At 72.5% G+C, this 19725-nt stretch carries 18 protein-coding genes; 13 read left to right on the top strand and 5 right to left on the bottom strand.

The window, feature by feature from the left end:
• Positions 1–41: 41 nt before the first annotated feature.
• A complete protein-coding gene (gene miaB, locus ACXET9_RS01355; protein WP_457884145.1) occupies positions 42–1604 on the top strand; it encodes a tRNA (N6-isopentenyl adenosine(37)-C2)-methylthiotransferase MiaB in 1563 nt (520 codons plus the stop codon).
• Between the two features lie 89 nt (positions 1605–1693).
• On the opposite strand, the gene ACXET9_RS01350 is transcribed toward miaB, so the two are convergent.
• Positions 1694–2179 carry a YbjN domain-containing protein gene (locus tag ACXET9_RS01350; RefSeq protein WP_457884143.1) on the bottom strand — a complete coding sequence of 162 codons (486 nt, stop codon included), beginning with the start codon at positions 2177–2179 and terminating at the stop codon, positions 1694–1696.
• A 172-nt stretch (positions 2180–2351) separates the two neighbouring features.
• Between ACXET9_RS01350 and miaA the strand changes: the two genes are divergently transcribed.
• Both miaA and dapF read left to right on the top strand, forming a co-directional pair.
• Positions 2352–3287 (top strand): tRNA (adenosine(37)-N6)-dimethylallyltransferase MiaA, encoded by a 936-nt coding sequence (gene miaA / locus ACXET9_RS01345; protein ID WP_457884141.1) that lies wholly within the window; start codon positions 2352–2354, stop codon positions 3285–3287.
• Entirely contained in the window at positions 3284–4216 is a 933-nt protein-coding gene (dapF, locus tag ACXET9_RS01340; protein WP_457884139.1) for a diaminopimelate epimerase, read from the top strand. Before miaA ends, dapF begins: the two co-directional genes overlap by 4 nt.
• A 6-nt stretch (positions 4217–4222) precedes the next feature.
• Here the strand turns inward: dapF and ACXET9_RS01335 are convergent, their stop codons facing one another.
• Entirely contained in the window at positions 4223–4855 is a 633-nt protein-coding gene (locus ACXET9_RS01335; protein ID WP_457884137.1) for a class I SAM-dependent methyltransferase, read from the bottom strand.
• Between the two features lie 143 nt (positions 4856–4998).
• Between ACXET9_RS01335 and hflX the strand changes: the two genes are divergently transcribed.
• The gene (hflX, locus tag ACXET9_RS01330; RefSeq protein ID WP_457884135.1) at positions 4999–6576 is read left to right on the top strand and encodes a GTPase HflX; all 1578 of its coding nucleotides are present in this window, start codon (positions 4999–5001) and stop codon (positions 6574–6576) included.
• 118 nt (positions 6577–6694) lie between these two features.
• Positions 6695–8671, top strand: a complete 1977-nt coding sequence (locus ACXET9_RS01325) for an ATP-dependent DNA helicase (protein ID WP_457884967.1) — start codon at positions 6695–6697, stop codon at positions 8669–8671.
• A 29-nt stretch (positions 8672–8700) separates the two neighbouring features.
• Here the strand turns inward: ACXET9_RS01325 and lexA are convergent, their stop codons facing one another.
• Positions 8701–9462: a transcriptional repressor LexA gene (gene lexA, locus ACXET9_RS01320; protein WP_457884133.1), complete on the bottom strand. Its 762-nt coding sequence runs from the start codon at positions 9460–9462 to the stop codon at positions 8701–8703.
• A gap of 170 nt (positions 9463–9632) precedes the next feature.
• Between lexA and ACXET9_RS01315 the strand changes: the two genes are divergently transcribed.
• Both ACXET9_RS01315 and nrdR read left to right on the top strand, forming a co-directional pair.
• The gene (locus ACXET9_RS01315; protein ID WP_457884132.1) at positions 9633–10094 is read left to right on the top strand and encodes a peptidoglycan-binding protein LysM; all 462 of its coding nucleotides are present in this window, start codon (positions 9633–9635) and stop codon (positions 10092–10094) included.
• Between the two features lie 71 nt (positions 10095–10165).
• On the top strand, positions 10166–10627 hold the full coding sequence (gene nrdR / locus ACXET9_RS01310) for a transcriptional regulator NrdR (protein ID WP_457884130.1): 462 nt from the start codon (positions 10166–10168) through the stop codon (positions 10625–10627).
• 193 nt (positions 10628–10820) lie between these two features.
• On the opposite strand, the gene ACXET9_RS01305 is transcribed toward nrdR, so the two are convergent.
• Complete coding sequence (locus ACXET9_RS01305; RefSeq protein WP_457884128.1) at positions 10821–13094, bottom strand: HelD family protein; 2274 nt, start codon at positions 13092–13094, stop codon at positions 10821–10823.
• A gap of 132 nt (positions 13095–13226) precedes the next feature.
• Here ACXET9_RS01305 and ACXET9_RS01300 point away from each other — a divergent pair, with 132 nt between their 5' ends.
• Positions 13227–14210: a proteasome assembly chaperone family protein gene (locus ACXET9_RS01300; protein ID WP_457884126.1), complete on the top strand. Its 984-nt coding sequence runs from the start codon at positions 13227–13229 to the stop codon at positions 14208–14210.
• 419 nt (positions 14211–14629) lie between these two features.
• The gene (locus tag ACXET9_RS01295; protein ID WP_457884124.1) at positions 14630–14833 is read left to right on the top strand and encodes a cold-shock protein; all 204 of its coding nucleotides are present in this window, start codon (positions 14630–14632) and stop codon (positions 14831–14833) included.
• 72 nt (positions 14834–14905) lie between these two features.
• On the opposite strand, the gene ACXET9_RS01290 is transcribed toward ACXET9_RS01295, so the two are convergent.
• Positions 14906–15748, bottom strand: coding sequence for a spermidine synthase (locus tag ACXET9_RS01290; protein WP_457884122.1), 843 nt, complete (start codon positions 15746–15748; stop codon positions 14906–14908).
• A gap of 242 nt (positions 15749–15990) precedes the next feature.
• Between ACXET9_RS01290 and ACXET9_RS01285 the strand changes: the two genes are divergently transcribed.
• From ACXET9_RS01285 to mraZ, 4 genes are all read left to right on the top strand, one after another.
• Positions 15991–16467: an SAV_6107 family HEPN domain-containing protein gene (locus ACXET9_RS01285; protein WP_457884120.1), complete on the top strand. Its 477-nt coding sequence runs from the start codon at positions 15991–15993 to the stop codon at positions 16465–16467.
• Between the two features lie 110 nt (positions 16468–16577).
• Positions 16578–17825 carry a DNA polymerase IV gene (gene dinB / locus ACXET9_RS01280; protein WP_457884118.1) on the top strand — a complete coding sequence of 416 codons (1248 nt, stop codon included), beginning with the start codon at positions 16578–16580 and terminating at the stop codon, positions 17823–17825.
• A gap of 134 nt (positions 17826–17959) precedes the next feature.
• The gene (locus tag ACXET9_RS01275) at positions 17960–18355 is read left to right on the top strand and encodes a DUF3040 domain-containing protein (protein ID WP_457884116.1); all 396 of its coding nucleotides are present in this window, start codon (positions 17960–17962) and stop codon (positions 18353–18355) included.
• Positions 18356–19156: 801 nt separating this feature from the next.
• The gene (gene mraZ / locus ACXET9_RS01270; protein WP_457884114.1) at positions 19157–19588 is read left to right on the top strand and encodes a division/cell wall cluster transcriptional repressor MraZ; all 432 of its coding nucleotides are present in this window, start codon (positions 19157–19159) and stop codon (positions 19586–19588) included.
• Positions 19589–19725 lie beyond the last annotated feature (137 nt).

Genomic DNA, 19725 nt, shown 5'->3' with positions numbered 1-19725 from the left:
GAGCGGTGCGCGCGCAGTCGGCGCCGTACCCTGGAGGCACTATGCCGACCACCACCGCCCCGTCCCCCCGCGGCACCTACCAGGTGCGCACCTTCGGGTGCCAGATGAACGTCCACGACTCCGAGCGCCTGACCGGACTGCTCGAGGAGGCCGGCTATACGGCCGCGCCCGAGGGCGCCGACGCCCGCAGGGGCGAGGTCGACGTCGTCGTGTTCAACACCTGCGCGGTGCGGGAGAACGCGGACAAGAAGCTCTACGGCACCCTCGGCGGCCTCCGTCCCGCCAAGGACGCGAACCCGGGCATGCAGATCGCCGTCGGCGGCTGCCTCGCGCAGAAGGACCGCTCGACGATCGTCGAGCGGGCGCCGTGGGTGGATGTCGTCTTCGGGACCCACAACATCGGCTCGCTCCCGGTGCTGCTGGACCGCTCGCGCCACAACGCGGAGGCGCAGGTCGAGATCCTCGAGTCGCTCGAGGTGTTCCCCTCCACCCTGCCGACCCGGCGCGAGTCCTCCTATGCCGCCTGGGTCTCCATCTCGGTGGGCTGCAACAACACGTGCACCTTCTGCATCGTCCCGTCGCTGCGCGGCAAGGAGAAGGACCGTCGGCCCGGTGACGTGCTCGCCGAGGTGCGCGACGTCGTGGAGCAGGGCGCCATCGAGGTGACGCTGCTGGGGCAGAACGTGAACTCCTACGGCGTGGAGTTCGGCGATCGCGGAGCCTTCGCGAAGCTGCTGCGATCCTGCGGCGACATCGACGGCCTCGAGCGCGTGCGCTTCACGAGCCCGCACCCGGCGATGTTCACCGACGACGTGATCGACGCGATGGCCGAGACCCCGAACGTCATGCCGCAGCTGCACATGCCGCTGCAGTCCGGCTCCGACGACGTCCTGCGCCGGATGAAGCGCTCCTACCGCGGGAAGAGGTTCCTGGGCATCCTCGAGCGCGTGCGCGAGCGCATCCCCGGCGCCGCGATCACCACGGACATCATCGTCGGCTTCCCCGGCGAGACCGAGGACGACTTCCAGCGCACCCTCGAGGTCGTCGAGGCCTCCCGCTTCTCGAGCGCCTACACCTTCCAGTACTCGATCCGTCCCGGCACCCCGGCCGCGACCATGGAGGACCAGATCCCCAAGGAGGTCGTCCAGGAGCGGTACGAGCGTCTGACCGCTCTGCAGGACCGCATCGCCTTCGAGGAGAACCGTCGGCTCGAGGGCTCCGTCGTCGAGGTCCTCGTCGCCGAGAACGAGGGGGAGCGGGACCGCGAGACCCAGCGCCTCTCCGGCCGGTCCCGCGACCATCGGCTGGTGCACCTGGCTCTTCCCCCGGACCTGCCGGAAGCACGGCGTCCCCGCCCCGGTGATCTCGTCACCGCCACGGTGACGCGCGCGGCGCCCCACTATCTGATCGCCGACAGCGCCCTGGCCGCGCCCGCGGACCGGCTCGCGCCCGAGCAGTTCTCCGTGCGCCGCACGCGCTCGGGGGACGCCTGGGAGGCCGGTGTCCAGGGCCTCACCGCCGGGGGCGGATGCGGCACGGGTGCGGGGAGCGGCCCCGCGCAGGGCCCGGTCGTGCTCGGGATCCCGTCCCTGCGCCGCGCCTGAGGCCCGGGGACGCGGACGGCCGGCACCCTGCAGGGTGCCGGCCGTCGCTCATCCCGGGCGGGGAGCGCGCGGCGCGCCCCGCAGGAGGGTCAGCTGTCGAGGTCCTCGAGCTCGTTGCCGAGCCGTTCCTCGAGGCTGTGGAAGAAGGCGATCACGGTGCTCAGACCGCATGAGATCGCGCTGTCGAGCTGGCTGTCGAGGGCTCCGGCGCGGAAGTCCGCGGAGAGCTCGCCGTAGACGCCGAGCAGGCCCTCGGCCTCGCGGCGCACATACACCTTGGGCCAGATGCGGTTCATGTTCCACTCGTTGCAGAGCTTGATCATCTGCACCTTGCGGGAGAAGTCCACGCTGTGGCTCCAGCGACCGCGGGTCTGCAGGATCCCGTGGTCCTCGCCGCTGAGCATGAACTGGAAGCGGTAGTCGTCGAACCGGGCCCGGAGGATCTCCGGGTGCGCCTCGTCCTCGACGTACGCGTAGCCGTGCCGGGTGAGGCACTCCTCCACGCGCGTCATCGACAGCGGCTCGAGACCTTCGGTCGAGTCCATGATGAGCGGGGACTCGTTCGCAGCAGGCACGTGCAACCTCGACTGGTCAGTAGGGATTCGGTCCGGCCCGTGGGGCCGCCGCTCACCCTACTCCGTTCCCGTGGGAAGTCGACCCCGCGCGTGTCGTGATCCCTGCGACCCGAGCCTGGTCAGGGTGCAGGGACAGGGGAAGGGAGCGGGACCGGGCGATAGGGTGCGGCGCATGAGCACCGAGCCGGGACCGCCGCTGATCGCCGTCGTCGGCGCCACCGCGACCGGCAAGTCCGACCTCGCGATCGCCCTCGCTCTGCGCCTGGAGGGCGAGGTCGTCAACGCGGACGCCCTGCAGCTCTACCGGGGCATGGACATCGGGACCGCGAAGGTGCCTCTCGCCGAACGGCAGGGCGTGCCGCACCACCTCCTGGACGTGCTGGAGGTGACCGAGGAGGCCTCCGTCTCCGCCTTCCAGCGGGAGGCCCGCGAGACGATCGCGGCGATCCGCGGACGCGGGCGCGTCCCGATCCTGGTCGGCGGCTCCGGCCTGTACATCCGCGCAGTCCTGGACGACATCGCGTTCCCCCCGACCGACGCCGCGGTCCGCGCCCGCTTCGAGGCGCGCGCGGAGGAGATCGGCGGCGAGGCGCTCCATGCCGAGCTCGCGGCCCGGGATCCCGGCGCCGCCGCCGTCATCGGCGCCCATGACGTGCGACGCATCGTCCGCGCGCTCGAGGTCGGAGAGCTCACCGGCCAGCCGTTCGCGGCCTTCCTGCCCCGCCCCGTGCTCCACGACCCGTCGACGATCCAGATCGGCCTGGGGCTGGACCGCGAGACCCTCCACGAGCGCATCGGCCGACGGATCCGGACGATGGTCGCCGACGGCCTCCTCGACGAGACCCGCGTCCTGCGCGAGCGGGGCCTGGACCGCGGCAGGACCGCCCGTCGGGCGATCGGCTACGAGCAGGCGCTCGCGGTGCTCGACGGCACGATGGGCTGCGAGGAGGCGATCGAGTCCACAGCGGCGGGCACCCGGCGCCTCGTGCGCAAGCAGGACACGTGGTTCCGACGCGACGAGCGCGTGCGCTGGATCGACGCGCGCCGCGAGGACGAGGGCGGCGGGCTCGACCGGCAGGTCGCGTCGGCCCTAGGCTTCCTCCCATGACCTCCGCATCATCCTCCGCCGCCCTCGAGCCCGCCGGCCGTCGGCTGCGCTTCACCACGGGGCACGGCACCCGCAACGACTTCGTGATCCTCGACGACCCCGCCGGAGAGCTGGAGCTCGACGAGGAGCTCGTGCGCGCGCTCGCGGATCGTCGCGGGGGGATCGGCGGCGACGGCGTCATCCGCGCCGTCCGCACCGCGGCGGCGGGCGTCGACGCCCCGGCGGACGCCCCCGAGTGGTTCATGGACTACCGCAACGGCGACGGCTCCATCGCCGAGATGTGCGGCAACGGAGTGCGCGTCTTCGCCGCCCATCTCCGTCGGGCCGGCCATGTCGCTGCGGACTCCTACCGGATCTGGACCCGTGCCGGCGTCCGTTCGATCGAGATCCTCGCCGGACCCGAGAGCACGCCCGCCTCGTCGCGGGGGGCTCTCGGCTGGACCGTGCGCGTGGGGATGGGCGTGGCCGGGCTGGGCGCCGACGACCTCGCCGGGCGACCGCGCACGGTCGCCGTCGCCGGAGAGGCCGGGGCGGGGATGCTCCTCGAGGGGACCGACGTCGACATGGGGAACCCGCATGTCGTCGCCTTCCTGCCCGAGGGCGCGGAGCTCGCGGACGTCGATCTCGAGCACCGTCCGGTGCTGGATCCGGAACCGGTCGACGGCGCGAACATCGAGCTCGTCGTCGTGCGCGGGGAGCGCCACGTCGCGATGCGGGTGCACGAGCGCGGGGTGGGGGAGACCGAGTCCTGCGGGACCGGCGTCGCCGCCGTCGCGGTCGCCTCCGCGCTGCGCGCCGGGGACGACTCCCGCCTGCCCTGGCGCGTCGACGTGCCGGGCGGCGCCCTCGAGGTCGGGTGGCGCGAGGACGGCGAGGTGACCCTCACCGGTCCCGCCGAGCTCGTCGCCGACGGCGAGCTGCTGGTCTGACGGAGCTCAGTCCCCCGGGATCGTCCCGGTCTCGGGACCGATCTCGATGATCCGGAAGCCCTTGGCGCTGGCGACCTTCCCCACCGGGCGCGCAGGCAGGCGCTCGCCGAGCCAGCGGGCCAGCGGATCCGCGCCGAGGTTCTTCCCCACGACCAGAGCCGCGGTGCCCGCGGGCGCGAGCCGCGCGGTCCAGCGCAGCAGGAGCGCATGGAGCTCCTCCTTGCCGATGCGGATCGGCGGGTTCGACCAGATGACGTCCAGCCGCAGGTCCTCGGGGACCTCCTCGGGCGCGACCACCCGGACGTTGCCGAGACCGAGGCGCTGAGCGTTCTCGGCGGTCAGCGCGCGAGCGCGCTCGCTGACGTCCACCGCCCACACCTCCGCATCCGGGTGCAGCAGCGCCGCGGTCAGCGCGATCGGGCCCCAGCCGCAGCCGAGGTCGAGGATGCGCGCGCCGGCGGGCACCTCGTGGAGCTCGTCGAGGCGTCCCAGCAGCACCGCCGTGGCCTTGTCCAGGCCGCGGCCCGAGAACACCGAGGTGCTCGAGACGAGGTCGCGCTCGACGCCGGCGAGGGTCGCGCGCAGCGGGCGGCGGACGTCGTCGGTGTCGGGGACCGGGGTGAAGTAGTGCTGTTCCACCGCGCCAGGATACGGACCCGCCCGGCGCCGGCGCGCCGTGCGCGGCCCTCCGGGATGCGCCCAGCGAGAAATCGCTCGACCCTCTCGCGCGGGCGTGGGACTCTGGATGCCACGCACCCCCGACCATGAGGAGAACCCCACCCGTGCCCATCGCCTTCCATCCCGATCCCGAACCCGACACCGACGTCGAGGAGAGCAGCCCGGTCCCGACCGGCGCCGCAGGGGTCGAGGAGCCCGCCACGGCAGAGCGGAGCGGCGAGCAGGGGAGCACGGACTCCCCGCGCCGCGATCGGCTGACCGACCGGATCCTGGCCCGCGGCGACGCCTCCGTCTCCGCCGTCACCTACGCCTCCGATGCGGACGGCGAGCAGCTCGATCTCGCCGACCGCCGTGCGCTCCGCCGCGTGAGCGGCCTGTCCACCGAGCTCGAGGACGTCACCGAGGTCGAGTACCGCCAGCTGCGCCTCGAACGGGTCGTGCTCGCGGGGCTCTACACCTCCGGGAACGTCGAGGAGGCCGAGAACAGCCTCCGGGAGCTCGCGGCGCTCGCCGAGACCGCCGGCTCCGAGGTGCTCGACGGCATGCTGCAGCGGCGCGCGCACCCCGACCCCGCGACCTTCCTCGGCCGTGGCAAGGCGCAGGAGCTCGCGGAGGTCGTCGCCGAGGTCGGCGCCGACACGGTCATCGCCGACGGCGAGCTCGCCCCCGGCCAGCGCCGCGCGCTCGAGGACGTCGTCAAGGTCAAGGTCATCGACCGGACCGCGCTGATCCTCGACATCTTCGCCCAGCACGCGAAGTCCCGCGAGGGCAAGGCCCAGGTGGAGCTCGCGCAGCTCGAGTACCTGCTGCCGCGCCTGCGCGGCTGGGGCGAGTCGATGTCCCGTCAGGCGGGCGGTCAGGTGGGCGGCGCCGGGGCCGGCATGGGCTCGCGCGGTCCTGGCGAGACGAAGATCGAGCTGGACCGGCGGCGCATCCGCGACCGCATGGCCAAGCTCCGCCGCGAGATCAAGGCGATGGCCCCGGGCCGCGAGGCGCAGCGCGCCGACCGTCGGCGCAACCGGATCCCGTCGGTCGCGATCGCCGGCTACACCAACGCGGGGAAGTCCTCGCTGCTGAACCGCCTCACGGGCGCCGGCGTGCTGGTCGAGAACGCCCTGTTCGCGACCCTGGACCCGACCGTCCGTCGCTCCCACACGCCCGACGGCCGCGAGTTCACCTACGCGGACACCGTCGGCTTCGTCCGCCATCTGCCCACGCAGCTGGTGGAGGCCTTCCGCTCGACCCTCGAGGAGGTCGGCGGCTCGGACCTGCTGCTCCATGTGGTCGACGTCTCCCACCCGGACCCCGAGGGGCAGATCCGCGCCGTCCGCACGGTGCTGGGCGAGCTCGAGGGCTTCGACGTCCCCGAGATCGTCGTCCTGAACAAGGCCGATCTGGCCTCGCCGGAGACGATCGCCCGCATCCGCAGCCAGGTGGAGGAGTCCGCCGTGGTGTCCGCGCGCAGCGGCCAGGGCATCGAGGAGCTGCGCGAGCTCATCGCCGAGCGGCTCCCGCGGCCCGACGTCGAGGTCGACCTGGTCGTCCCCTACTCCCGCGGCGACCTCGTCTCCCGGGTGCACACCTCCGGCGAGGTCCTCGCCGAGGAGCACCTGGCGGAGGGCACGCACCTGCATGCCCGGGTCGACGAGGCGCTCGCCGCCGAGCTGCGCGGCGCCGCGTGACCGAGGGCGCCTTCCCGGGAGCGCGTCCCGGGAAGGCGGGCCGCGGTCCGACGGCTACCCTGGATCGGTGACTCCCGCCGCCGCCCCGACCGCTTCGACCGCGGAGCTCGACGCCCTCATGGAGGCGGCTGTCGCCGCCGTCGGAGGCAGCCCTCGCGAGGGCCAGAGCGCCATGGCGCGGGCCGTGGGCACGGCGATGGAGGGCAGCCGGCACCTGCTCGTGCAGGCCGGCACCGGCACCGGCAAGTCCCTCGCCTATCTCGTGCCCGCCCTGCATCACGCGGTCACGACGGGCCGGCCCGTCGTCGTCTCCACCGCGACGATCGCGCTGCAGACGCAGATCGTGCGCAAGGACCTCCCGCGACTCGTCGAGGCGCTGGCCGAGCATCTGCCGCGGACCCCCACCTTCGCGCTCCTCAAGGGGCGCGCGAACTACCTGTGCCGCCACAAGCTCGATGGCGGCTACCCGCTCGACCTGGATGCCGGAGCGCTGTTCGCCGAGGTCCGCGTCGACCCCTCCCAGGGCGGCGGCACGGAGAAGCTGGGGGAGCAGGTGCGACGCCTGCGGGACTGGGCGGAGGACACCGAGACCGGGGACCGCGACAGCCTCGAGTCCGCCGTCTCCGACCGTGCCTGGCGCCAGGTGTCCGTCACCGGGAACCAGTGCCTGGGCAGCACCTGCCCGATGGTCGAGGACTGCTTCGCCGAGCGCAGCCGCGAGCTGGCCCGGGAGGTCGATCTGATCGTCACGAACCATGCGCTGCTGGCGATCGACGCCTTCGACGGCCACGGGATCATCCCCGACCATGACGTGGTCGTCTTCGACGAGGCGCACGATCTGGTCTCCCGGGTCACCGGAGCGGTCACCGAGGCGCTGGTTCCCGGCATGGTGCGAGGCGTCGTGCGGGACCTGCGCTCGCTGGGCGTCGCGGCCACCGCCCTCGACGACGCCGGCGAGGAGCTCAAGGAGTCCCTCGACCAGATGGCCGACGGGCGCGTGATCGGCGAGCTCCCGCCGCGGCTGGGCGATGCGATCACCCAGCTGCGGGTCCAGGCCCGCACGGCCCATTCCGATGCCAAGGAGGCGGGGGAGGACGGATCCGTCGCCACCGCCGGGGCGCGCAAGGCCGTGCGCGCCTCGCTGCAGGAGATCATCGACGTCTGCGAGCGCCTCGCGGCGCCCGACGAGGACGACGTCGTCTCGGTCTCGCGCTCGCAGGCGACCGGTCGCTCCAGCATCCAGGTCGCGCCGATGAGCGTCGCCGGCGCGATGCGCGGTGCGATCCTCGAGGACCGCACCGCGGTGCTGACCTCCGCGACCCTCGCCCTCGGCGGGCGCTTCGAACCGCCTGCCGGAGAGGTCGGTCTCGCGCGCGCCGGACGGACCGCGGTGGACGAGCTGCCGGCGTCGGCGGACCGCGGCGCGTGGGCCGGACTGGACGTCGGCAGCCCCTTCGACTACCCGCGCCAGGGGATCCTCTACGTGGCGCGGCATCTGCCGGCGCCCGGTCGCGACGGCCCGGCGCTCGCGATGCTCGACCATCTCACCGAGCTGATCGACGCCTCCCACGGCGGCGCGCTGTGCCTGTTCTCCTCGCGACGCGGAGCGGAGCTCGCCGCCGAGCATGTGCGCGGGCGCCTGTCCCTGCCGATCGGCGTCCAGGGCGAGGACTCGATGGCGAACCTCGTGCGGGACTTCCGCGAGGACGAGGACTCGAGCCTGTTCGGCACGCTCACCCTGTGGCAGGGGGTCGATGTACCCGGTCCCGCCTGCCGCCTCGTGACGATCGACCGCATCCCGTTCCCGCGGCCCGACGACCCGCTGACCTCCGCGCGCCAGGAGCGGATCTCGGAGCGCGGGGGCAACGGGTTCATGGGCGTGTCGGCGCAGCATGCGGCCCTCCTGCTCGCGCAGGGCGCCGGGCGCCTCATCCGCTCGCAGGACGATCGCGGGATGGTCGCCGTCCTCGACGCGCGCCTCGCGACCGCCCGCTACGCCGGCTACCTGCGGGCGGCGATGCCGCCCCTGTGGTCCACCACGGATCCTGACGTCGCGCTCGGCGCCCTCCGCCGGCTCAGCGGGACGGGCGCCTGAGGCCGGGCGCGCGCCGGATCAGACGGAGCTCAGACGGAGCGCAGGACCGCCACGACCTTGCCGAGGATCTCCGCGTGGTCGCCCAGGATGGGGGCGAACGAGGGGTTGTGCGGCATGAGCCAGACGTGGCCGTCCCGCTGGGCGAAGGTCTTCACGGTGGCTTCGCCGTCGATCATCGCGGCGACGATCTCGCCCTTCTCCGCGGTCTGCTGACTGCGCACGACGACCCAGTCGCCGTCGCAGATCGCCGCATCGATCATCGACTCGCCGACGACCTGCAGGAGGAACAGGTCGCCGTCGCCGACCAGGCGGGACGGCAGGGTGAAGACGTCCTCCACCTGCTCCTCGGCCATGATCGGGACGCCCGCGGCGATGCGGCCGACGAGCGGGACCGCGACCGAGGGCCCGCCGGGCGCGGGCTCGGGGAGCCCCTGGACGATCTGCGGCGCGGCCGGCGGCAGGTCCTCCTCGGCGGCCTCCGCGGGGAGCACCACCTCCATCGCGCGCGGCCGCTTTGGGTCCCGCCGCAGCAGGCCCTTGCGCTCGAGCGCCTGCAGCTGATGGGAGACCGAGGACGACGAGGTGAGGCCGACGGCGTCGCCGATCTCGCGCATGGTCGGGGGGTATCCGCGGCTCGCGATCGAGTCCTGGATCGTCTCGAGGACGAGCCGCTGGCGCGGGGTGAGGGAGGCGAGGGGCGAGGGGGAGTCCGAGGCGCCGGCCCGCGATCCCCCCGCACCGCCGACGACCTTGAGTCTCGGCTCCTGGCGGCGTCGGGTGCTCGGGGTCATCGTGAGGGCCTCCCTGGCTTCGTCTGTCGGACCTGCGCGGTTCCGTGGTCCGTGTTCCCAGGGTAGGCGGGAGCGACCGGATCGCCAAACATGTGTTCGAGGTGGGTCTTGCGTGTCGCTGCGGCCTGACCTACGCTCGCACAAAGGTTCGATCGAACAGGAGTTCGGAAATGCAGACGCACATGACCATCCCGACGCCCGTCGGGACCGCTGCGCAGCAGGCGCGGATCATCGCCCTTCCCGTTCGCCGCGAGGCGACGAGCACCTTCGCCGAGCAGACGGAGGCGTCGTCGGCCCCGCAGGCTCGTGCGCATGTTCGACTGGAGATCACGGCCCGGGGGCGGACGGTCGTCACCGTCCTCGCCTTCCTGCTCGGGCTGCTCGTCGCGACGCTGCTCATCCTCGTCCTGGACGTGCCGAGCGCCCTCGCCGGCCAGGAGGCGGGGGAGGGGGAGGTCGTCACCGTCGCGCAGGGCGACACCCTCTGGGGCTATGCCGAGGAGTTCGCCCCCGAGGGCGTGAGCGCGCAGGAGTACATCGCCGAGGTGCGGACCCTGAACCATCTCCCCACCGGCCGGGTCACCGCCGGACAGTCCATCGTGCTCCCCTCCGCGGAGTCGCTCGGGGACTGATCGTCGATGCCGAGCAGGTGCCGCTATCACATCCCTCGGCCGCCCGGGGGAACGCCCGGTATCCTTGGGGGATGCACTGCCCCTTCTGCCGCCATCCCGACTCGCGCGTCGTCGACTCCCGCACGTCCGACGACGGGTCGATGATCAAGCGGCGCCGTCAGTGCCCGAACTGCTCGCGTCGCTTCTCGACGGCCGAGACCGCCTCGCTCTCCGTGATCAAGCGATCCGGTGTGAGCGAGCCGTTCAGCCGTGCCAAGGTGATCTCCGGGGTGCGCAAGGCCTGCCAGGGGCGGCCGGTGAGCGATGACCAGCTCGCCGTCCTCGCTCAGCGCGTCGAAGAGGACATCCGTGCGAGCGGACAGGCCGAGATCGAGGCCCACGGGGTGGGGCTGGCGATCCTCCAGCCGCTCCAGGAGCTCGATCTCGTCGCCTACCTGCGCTTCGCGAGCGTCTACCAGTCCTTCGAGTCCCTCGAGGACTTCGAGGCGGCGATCAGCAGGCTGCGCGCCGAGGGTGCCGAGCTGTCCTCCTGAGCGTGTCGTCCATGCAGGTCATGCCCTCGCACCGAGCACCTTCGCCGAGAGTGTGATCGACTTCTCACCTTCACCGCATCAGGAGGTTCGGAACGTCGGACCTGTGCGTAAGATGTTCGACGTGCGCCGCTGAGGTGCACGCCGGATCGGCGGTCGTGGAGGGGAAGCCACGGCCGCCGATCCTCGTTCCCGGTCAGGCGCCCTCGACGGCGACGTCGGCCCTCTCGGCCGCACCCTCCGGCAGCGGCCGGGCATGCACGAGCCCCAGATGGGTCGTCGGGCGCGTCATCGCGACGTAGAGGTCGCCGGCGCCGTGCTCCTCGACCAGCTCGGCCGGCTCGACGACGACCACCGCATCGAACTCCAGCCCCTTGGCGTCCTTCGCCGTCATCACGGAGATCTCGTCGTCGACCCCCGAGGAGCCCGCGCCGACCGCGGCGGCTCCGGTGGCGTCCTGGAGCGCGAGCACCTGGCTCGCGATCCGGTGCGGCGCGACGATTACGGCGATGCGGCCGATGCTCTGCCCGTGCAGCTCGGCGACCTCCGCGGCGGCGGACGACTCGAGCTGCTCGGCGCGGACGGGCGTGATCCGCGCGTCGCGATCGCCGATGCGCACCGAGGTGACCGTGGTGACGGGGAGCCGGTGCGCGCGCGCCATGCCGAGCGCATGCCCCATGATGCGTGCAGGAGTGCGGTAGTTGACCGTCAGGCGCTCGACCTGGAGGCGGTCCTGGATGTGGGGTGCGAGGGCGGCCTCCCAGGAGTCGGTGCCGGCCGCGGAGGACGTCTGCGCGACATCCCCGACGACGGTGAAGGACTTCGTCGGGCACCGGCGCATGAGGGCCCTCCAGCTCATGGGGGAGTGCTCCTGCGCCTCGTCGACGACGACGTGGCCGTAGGTCCAGGAGCGCTCGGAGGCGGCGCGCTCCGCCAGCGTGCGTCCGTCGCGGACGCGGTTGACCTGGTCGGCGAGGTCCTCGGCGCGGACCATGCCGGAGGTGTCGAAGCTCTCGAGCACCTTGCGGGCGTAGTCGACGTCGGCCTCCCGGCGCTCGGCGGCGTCCCGGGCGCGTGCCTCCTCCGGGGCGGAGTCCTCGCCCAGGATCTCGGCGACCTCGTCCAGCAGGGGGACGTCCTCGACGGTCCAGGGGGCGTCCTTGGACCGGACCAGCAGGTCCACGCGGTCGGCGAGCGAGCGCGGAGCGGCGGCGCGCAGCCGGTCCCGGCGCGAGAGCAGGATCCGCAGGAACCCCTGCGGGGTGTACGGGAGCCAGGCGAGGTTGAGCTCGCGGCGGACGTCGGGATCATGACGGAGATCCGCGAGGATGTCCGGTCGGTCCTCGGGTACGACGGTGCGACCGGCGGCCTTCAGCGCCGCTTCGTAGCGCTCGGCGAGACGGTTCAGGGCGGAGCGGACGAACACGGCGCGGGCGGAGTTGTGGGGCTTGTGCGTGGAGCGCGCATCGCGGCGGGCGGAGCGCACGTCCTCGCGCGTCAGCACGATGTCGGTGCCGTCGATGCGGAGACGGACATCGCGCGCGGGCACGCGCTGACGCTGCTTGACGGCCCGCGTGAGCAGCTCGGCCATCGCGGCGTCCCCCTTGACGCGGGCGACGGCGTCGTCGTCGTGCTCGGTCGTCTCGACCCCGGGGAACAGGGTGCCCGGCGTCATCATGACGACCCCGGATTCGCCGAGGCTCGGCAGCACGCGCTCGATGTAGCGCAGGAAGCCCTGGGTGGGCGCCATGATCAGGACGCCGGTGTGCTCGAGGCGGCGGCGGTGCGTGTAGAGGAGGTAGGCGGCGCGATGGAGGGCGACGGCGGTCTTGCCCGTGCCGGGGCCGCCCTGCACGACGAGCACGCCCCGGTTCTCGGAGCGGATGATGCGGTCCTGCTCGCCCTGTATGGTCGCGACGATGTCGCCCATGCGGCCGGTGCGCTGGCCCGAGACGGCCGCGAGCAGCGCGCCCTCGCCCTGGAGGACGACGTCGTGCCCCTCGTCCAGCACCGTCGGGTCCAGCACGTCGTCCTCGAGGCCGACGACGGTGCGGCCGCGGCTGATGAGGTGGCGCCGCAGCCGCACCCCCTGCGGGTCGGTCGAGGTGGCCTGGTAGAAGGCGGCGGCGGCCGGCGCGCGCCAGTCCACCAGCAGCTGCTCCCGCTCCGGCGTGAACAGTCCGATGCGGCCGATGTAGCGCTGCGCGCCCTCGTCGGTGTCCAGGCGCCCGAAGACCACGGCCCGGCTGACCGAGCGGAGAAGGGCGAGGCGGTCCTCGTAGAGGGCCATGAACGAGTCGCGCTCGGAGCGGTTCTGGTGCGTCGAGGCGTGCTGCGAGGCCTGGATGGCGTCGAGGTTGCCCTCGACCTGGAGGATGAGCTCGTCGAGGCGCGCGTACAGGCGATCCGCGTACGACTGCTCGCGACCGAGCTCCCTGGTGAACTGCTGTTCAGCGGCGTCCACGGACATGCTTCCCCTCACGGTCTCCACGGGTGCGCCGCCGCCCCGGGAGAGCCCGGTCCGGCGGAGCGCGGTCGTCCATTATGGTGGATGCGCCTGGGTGCGTGTGCCATCCGGGGTGCCGCGAGGGAGGAGACGCCGATGCGGGATCCGCGCGATCTCTACGCCTTCGAGGACTCGGAGGTGCTCGCCGCCGTGCCGCGCGGAGGGCTGACCCTGGTCCATGCCCTGCCGGGGATGGTCGATGCCGGCGGTGCCTGCCGCATCGCGGCGACCTATCTGCGCGACGAGCTGCGCCATGTGCGCCTGGTGAGCTTCGATGCCGACGAGCTGCTGGACTACCGCGGATCGCGGCCGCAGGCCCGGTTCGACGGCATCAGCTACACCGCCGTGGACGTGCCCGAGGTGACGCTCTCGCTCATGTACGACGAGTCCGACCGGCCCTTCCTGTTCCTCGACGGGCCCGAGCCCGATCTGCAGTGGCGCCGCTTCACGCAGGCGATCATCGATCTCGTCGAGTTCTTCGACGTCGATCGCGTCGTGGGCATGCAGGCGGTGCCCATGGCCGTGCCCCACACCCGGCCCATCGGGCTGTTCGCCCATGCCAACGATCCGTCGATGCTGGCCGCGGCGGATGTCGACCGGGTCCAGGACCTGCGCTCGGAGTCCGACGGCGAGGAGGACGAGACCGACATCGCGATCCCCGCGGCCTTCGGAGCGCTCCTCGAGCTCGAGCTCGGGCGGGCCGGGCACCCGGCGATGGGGTATGCCGCGCAGATCCCGCACTACCTGACGCGCACCGACTTCCCGGCGGGCGCGCTCGCGCTGCTGCGGCGCGTCAGCGGGGCGACGGGACTGGACCTCCCGCTGGTCGACCTCGGCGACCTCACGGAGGCGGCCTCCGCGGCGATCGAGTCGACCCTCCTGCACAACGCCGAGGTCCGCCAGATCGTCACCGCGCTCGAGCAGCAGTACGACGCGATGCGGGAGGGGGACGACTCCCCGCTCGCGACCACGATGGATCTGCCCACGGCGGAGGAGCTCGGCGATCGCTTCGAGCGCTTCCTCGCGGACCACGACGGTCGCGGGCCCGACTCCGCGCTGGGGACGGACGACCTCGGCTGACGACCCGCGGATCGTGGCCGACGGATCGGGGTCGAGGCGACCGGGACGGGGCCGAGGCGACCGGGACGGGGCCGCGGCCGACGAGGATGGGGCCGCGGCCGACGCGGCGGGGCCGAGGAGGTCGGGACGTGTGCCGGGGCATCGGTCGCCCTCGCCGCGGCGGCATGCCGACAATGCCCGATTCGTCCCGGTGTTCGTTACGGCTTCGTGACCGCTGATGCCGTTCGGCAGTGTGAACGGGGCCACGGTCGTGCCAGAATGGGGACGTTGCGGTGATGCAGGTCCAGCAGGACAGTCCGTCGTCGGTACCCCGACACCAGGACGGCACCAGCCTGATGCCACCCGTTCACGGGGGACGGCTTCACGCGGCACCAGGTCGCACGGGCGACCGATGATGGACGACACAGGAAGTGACAGGTATGGCACAGGGCTCGGTCAAGTGGTTCAACTCCGAGAAGGGCTTCGGCTTCATCGAGATCGACGGGGGCGGCGCTGACGTCTTCGTCCACCACAGCAAGATCGACATGGACGGTTACCGCTCCCTCGATGAGGGTCAGCGCGTGGAGTTCGAGGTCACCCAGGGGGAGAAGGGTCCGCAGGCCGAGCAGGTCCGCCCTCTCTGAGTTCCTCTGGGATCACAGACGACGACGGGCAGGTCACGGAGCGCAAGCTCCTGACCTGCCCGTCTTCTCTTCTCAACGGTCCTGGATGACCCGTCCGCCGCGTCGGATCTGCTCCACCTGCGCCTCGCGGGCCAGGCGCACCGAGACGGCGTCGGAGCGCAGTGCCCGGTCGATGCCGTCCGGCAGGGGCTGGGAGGACGCGAGGAGCACGCAGTTGCCGCGCCGCTTGCCGGTGAGGTGAGCGGGCTCGGCGATCACGCCCACATGCGCGAACGACTCCGAGAGCGTGGCCAGCTCGTCGGCCAGCAGACGGGTGCCGGGCGGGGCGGCGCAGTTGGCCAGATAGATGCCGCCGTCGACGAGGACCCGAGCGGCATTCCGCGCGGCTGACGCGCTGATGAGCGCATGCGGAGTGGTGTCGCCGGCGAAGACGTCCCGGACGAGGACGTCGAAGCGATCCTCCCGCCATTCCGCGAGGGCGGCCGCGGCATCGCCGACGCGGATGCGCAGCTGCGGCGATCGGGGAAGGTCGAACCATTCGCGCACCTGCTCCGCCAGCAGCGCGTCGAGCTCGACCACCGTCTGCCGGGAGCGGGGCCAGCGCGAGGCGAGCGCTCGCGGCAGCGAGCAGCCCGCGCCGCCCAGGTGGGCGATCTGCGCGGGGCCGGCCTCGGTCCCCTCGGGCGAGGCATCGAGATGCCGTTCGATGACCAGCAGCATCCAGCGCATGTACTCGAACACCAGGTGCTCGGGGTCGGGATGCAGGTGCGAGGACGGCACGCCGTTGACCTGGAGCAGCACCGACCCGTCGGTCTCTGTGCTGAGCTCGGCGGTGCCCGTCGAGATCGGGATCGGGCGGTCGAGGGGACCGAGGCGTGCGAAGGGCGCGCTGCGATGGCGCTCACGGCGGGACATCCGACCACTCTAGATCCCCGCTCCGCCCTCCTTCTCTGCCGGCTCCCTGTGCCTCCATCCGTTCCATCCTGACGCCTGCTCCTCGCCGATGCCTGCTCCTCCCCAACGTCCGCTCGTCCACACCGGGAAGAGGCGTCGTCCCGCCTGTCGGCCCCACCGCATAGCGTCGGCCTCAGCCCGAACGGGTGACGGGGAGCGGCCGGACAGCCGCCCACGAGAGCGATCCGAGGTGAGGGGGAGCGATGGTCAGGGACATCGAACGGAGCGGACGAGGGGCAGGGGCGTCCGCGGGGCTCGGCACCCGCGCCGTCCTGGCGCACTTCGACGCCGATCAGGTCGACCTCCACCGTGCGCGCACGCTCCTGGCCGAGGGCGAGGCGCTCCTCGAGCAGGACCCGCGCGAGGCCTTCGAGCTGATCCATCGCGCGGCGCTCCGCGGAGCCGGGGTCCTCGTCGCCCGAGCGAACCGGCGCCGGCGTCGACGGCTGCCGTTGAACGTCTGGACCGCCCTCGCCCGGATCGACACCGAGGGCAGGGAGCGCGCGGCGGAGCTCGCTCCGTTGGTCGCCGAGAGGGCCCGGCTGGACCATGATCCGCTCGCGCAGCCGGAGCCCGTGCTGCTGGGCGACCATCTCGACGGCACCCGTGCGCACCTGCGGCGCGTGGGGGAGATCCTCCTGGACGACCTCCCGATGGAGATCACCGCGCTCGCCGGATGAACCGCGCCGCCGCTCTCCTGCTCCTCCGTGGCTCCTTGGCTCCTTGGCTCCGCGGCTGCGTGGCCCCGGATCTCGATCGGGCTGTCGGAGGCCGCCGGTAGAGTGCGCCCATGGCCGTGGACGGGGACTCGAGACCGGGAGCGGAGTCGCCCGGCATCCTTCATCTCGACATGGACGCCTTCTTCGCGTCGATCGAGATCCGCGATGATCCGTCCCTCGTCGGGCTCCCGGTGGTCGTCGGCGGCGCCGGAGCACGGGGCGTCGTCGCCGCGGCGAGCTATCCGGCGCGGGAGCGGGGGATTCGTTCGGCGATGCCGATGGCGACCGCGCGCAGGCTGGCACCGGATCTCGTGATCCTGCCGCCGCGCATCGATCTCTACCGTTCCGTCTCGACGCAGGTGATGGCGATCCTGCGGGACGTCGTCGCGGACATCGAGCAGATCAGCGTCGACGAGGCGTTCCTCGACGTCCGCGGGGCGTGGAGGCTGTTCGGCGAGCCCGAGGAGATCGGCGGCCTCCTGCGCGGGAGGATCCGCACCGAGCTGGGCCTGCCCAGCTCGGTGGGCGGCTCGGTCTCGCGCGCGGTCGCGAAGATCGCCTCCGCGCGTGCGAAGCCCGACGGGATGCTGGTCGTCCCCGCTGAGGGGACCGCGGCATTCCTCGCGCCGCTGCCGGTGGCGGTCGTCTCGGGCATCGGCCCGAAGGCGCAGGAAGGCCTCGCGAGGATCGGCGTGCGCACGGTGGGGCAGCTCCGCGAGGTCCCGCCGGCGACGCTCGCGCGGGTGCTCGGCCCGCGCACGCCGGAGATCCTCCGCATCGCCGACGGCTCCGATCGCACAGGGCTCGGGCGCGAGGTCAAGGACAGGTCGCTCGGCACGGAGCGCACATGGGACGAGGACCTCGTCGACGCCGACGAGATTCGACGCCGGATCACCGCGATGGCCGACGACGTGGCGCGGCAGCTGCGCCGCACCGGGCAGGTCGCGCGCACCGTCGTGCTGAAGCTGCGCGCACCTGATGGCACCACCCGCACCCGGTCGAGCACGCTCGAGCAGCCGACGGCCAGCGGCGAGCGGCTGCGTGAGCAGGTCGTCGCCCTCTGGGAGCGCGAGCGGCCGCGGATGCCGAGGGTGCGGCTCGTCGGCGTGCGGGCACAGCATCTCTCCTCCGTCCAGGGTGCTCCGGTCCAGGCCGAGCTGACCGGACGGGCGGGTGGATGGAGCGATCTGGAGTCCGCGATGGACCGGGCTCTGGAGCGCTTCGGCGGGGGGAGCCTCTCGCGCGGGTCGACGCTCGGGAGCGGTGGCGGACGTCCTGGCCACGAGGCAGATGCGGCGGACCGGAGTCCCGATCGGTGACGCGTCCTACGGACTGTTACCACAATTCGGAGAACCGCTCTAGACTGGTGTCACCGCCGAGGACGGCACACCGCCAGGACATCTCGGCGGTGGCGGCCGGACCGGGCGTCAGGACGGGGACAAGGAGCGGGACAATGCCGCTGTCTGAGCATGAGCAGAAGATGCTCGATGAGATGGAGCGCCAGCTCTTCGCGGAGGATCCGCGGCTCGCGCGAGCCTTCGCGCCGCGCCGCACGAGCAGTCGCAGCGGGCGCCGGGTCGTCATCGGGCTGGGCGGAGTGGTCCTCGGCCTCGTGATCCTGGTCCTCGCGGTCTCCCTGCCGGCCGTCTGGCTCGGCGTGATCGCGTTCCTGGGGATGCTGGCCGGCGCCGTCTACGCCGTGACCGCCCCGTCCGCCTCCGGGGATTCCGGAGCCGACGGCCCGGGATCGGGCGGGAGCGGCGCGAAGCCCGCCGCGCCGAACGATGGCGGGAACTTCATGCGTCGCATGGAGGAGCGCTGGGACAAGCGCGCCGGCGACGACCGCTGAGCGCATCGCTTCGCCGCACTTCCCCCGGCTGTCGCCCCGCGCTGACCGCTGTGCGCCGCCCGTCGCGCACTGACCGCCCCCGCGCTGATCGTCGCGCGCTGAGCGAGGCGGCCCTGAACCGCCTCGCGATGCCCCGAGGTCGGATCGAGCGTCCCTGAGCCGAGCTGTGCGGCGACGCGCTGTGCCGCCATGACCCGTGCTGTGCAGAGGTGACCCGCGCTGCGCCGACGCGACCCGCGCCGAGCAGACCTGAATCGTCCTGAGCGGATCGATGCGGACGACGCCCCGTGCCCGAGAGGGCCGGGGCGTCCTCATGCTCGATGCCCCTGGTGCTCGATGCCCCGCCCTCGTCGTAGGCGATGACGACGTTCTTCCCTCTGCACGGATCCGTTATCCGTCAATGCGCATATCCATGCGCGAAATCGCCGTCGGCATGCTGCCGGGATCAGAGATCTCCCAGGATCTCCACTTCGCCCCACGCCTCTCCTCCACTTCGCCCCACGCGACCCCTCCGTGCGGACAGCGCGCGTCGGCACCCGTATGACCAGGGGAGTCGTCGTCCGGGTGGGGGAGGGTGCAGCGCATCCGGGCGAGGCTGACAGGTCGGCGCCACGCCGATGCGGGGAATGCGGGGAATGCTCCCCCACTTCCACCCCACCGTTATGACCTGCGGATTCACGGGGGGACCGGAGCGATTCGGCGCATGCGGTAGCGGAAGGTGGGGGACAGTGGGGTAAAGTGGAGCGCGTTGGGAGGAGAGGGTTTCCCGTCGCGAGTCACCGGTCGTGGGAGGTGGTCGAGGTGTTCCTCGGCACCTACACGCCCAAGCTCGACGACAAGGGCCGCCTGATCTTCCCGGCGAAGTTCCGCGACGTCCTCGCCGAAGGACTGGTGATGACCCGGGGGCAGGAGCACTGCATCGCGGTGTATCCGATCTCCGAGTTCCACCAGAAGCTCTCCGAGGCCCGTCGGGCGCCCACCACCGATCAGCGGACGCGCGACTACCTGCGCGTGCTGCTCTCCGGAGCGGAGGACGTCGTCCCGGACAAGCAGGGCCGCATCACCATCCCGCCCTCGCTGCGCAAGTACGCGGGGCTGGAGCGGGAGACCGCGGTGATCGGGGCCCTGGACCGGCTCGAGATCTGGTCGCTCCCGGCCTGGGAGACCTACCTCGAGCAGAAGGAGGAGGACTTCGCGCAGACGGCGGAAGAGGTGGTCCCCGGACTCTTCTGAGGCCGTCGCGACGGACGCTCCGTCCTGTGAGACCTCTCGTCGTTCCCGCCCCGACGCAACTTCCCCGGTGGCGGGTCGGGAACGACGGGGAATCTGGCAGGACGGCCCCGCGCAGGATGAGGGATGCCGTCACCACC

Source organism: Brachybacterium netajii (SeqCode), from assembly GCF_054114245.1.
This window is presented reverse-complemented; position numbering and strand designations above follow the sequence as displayed.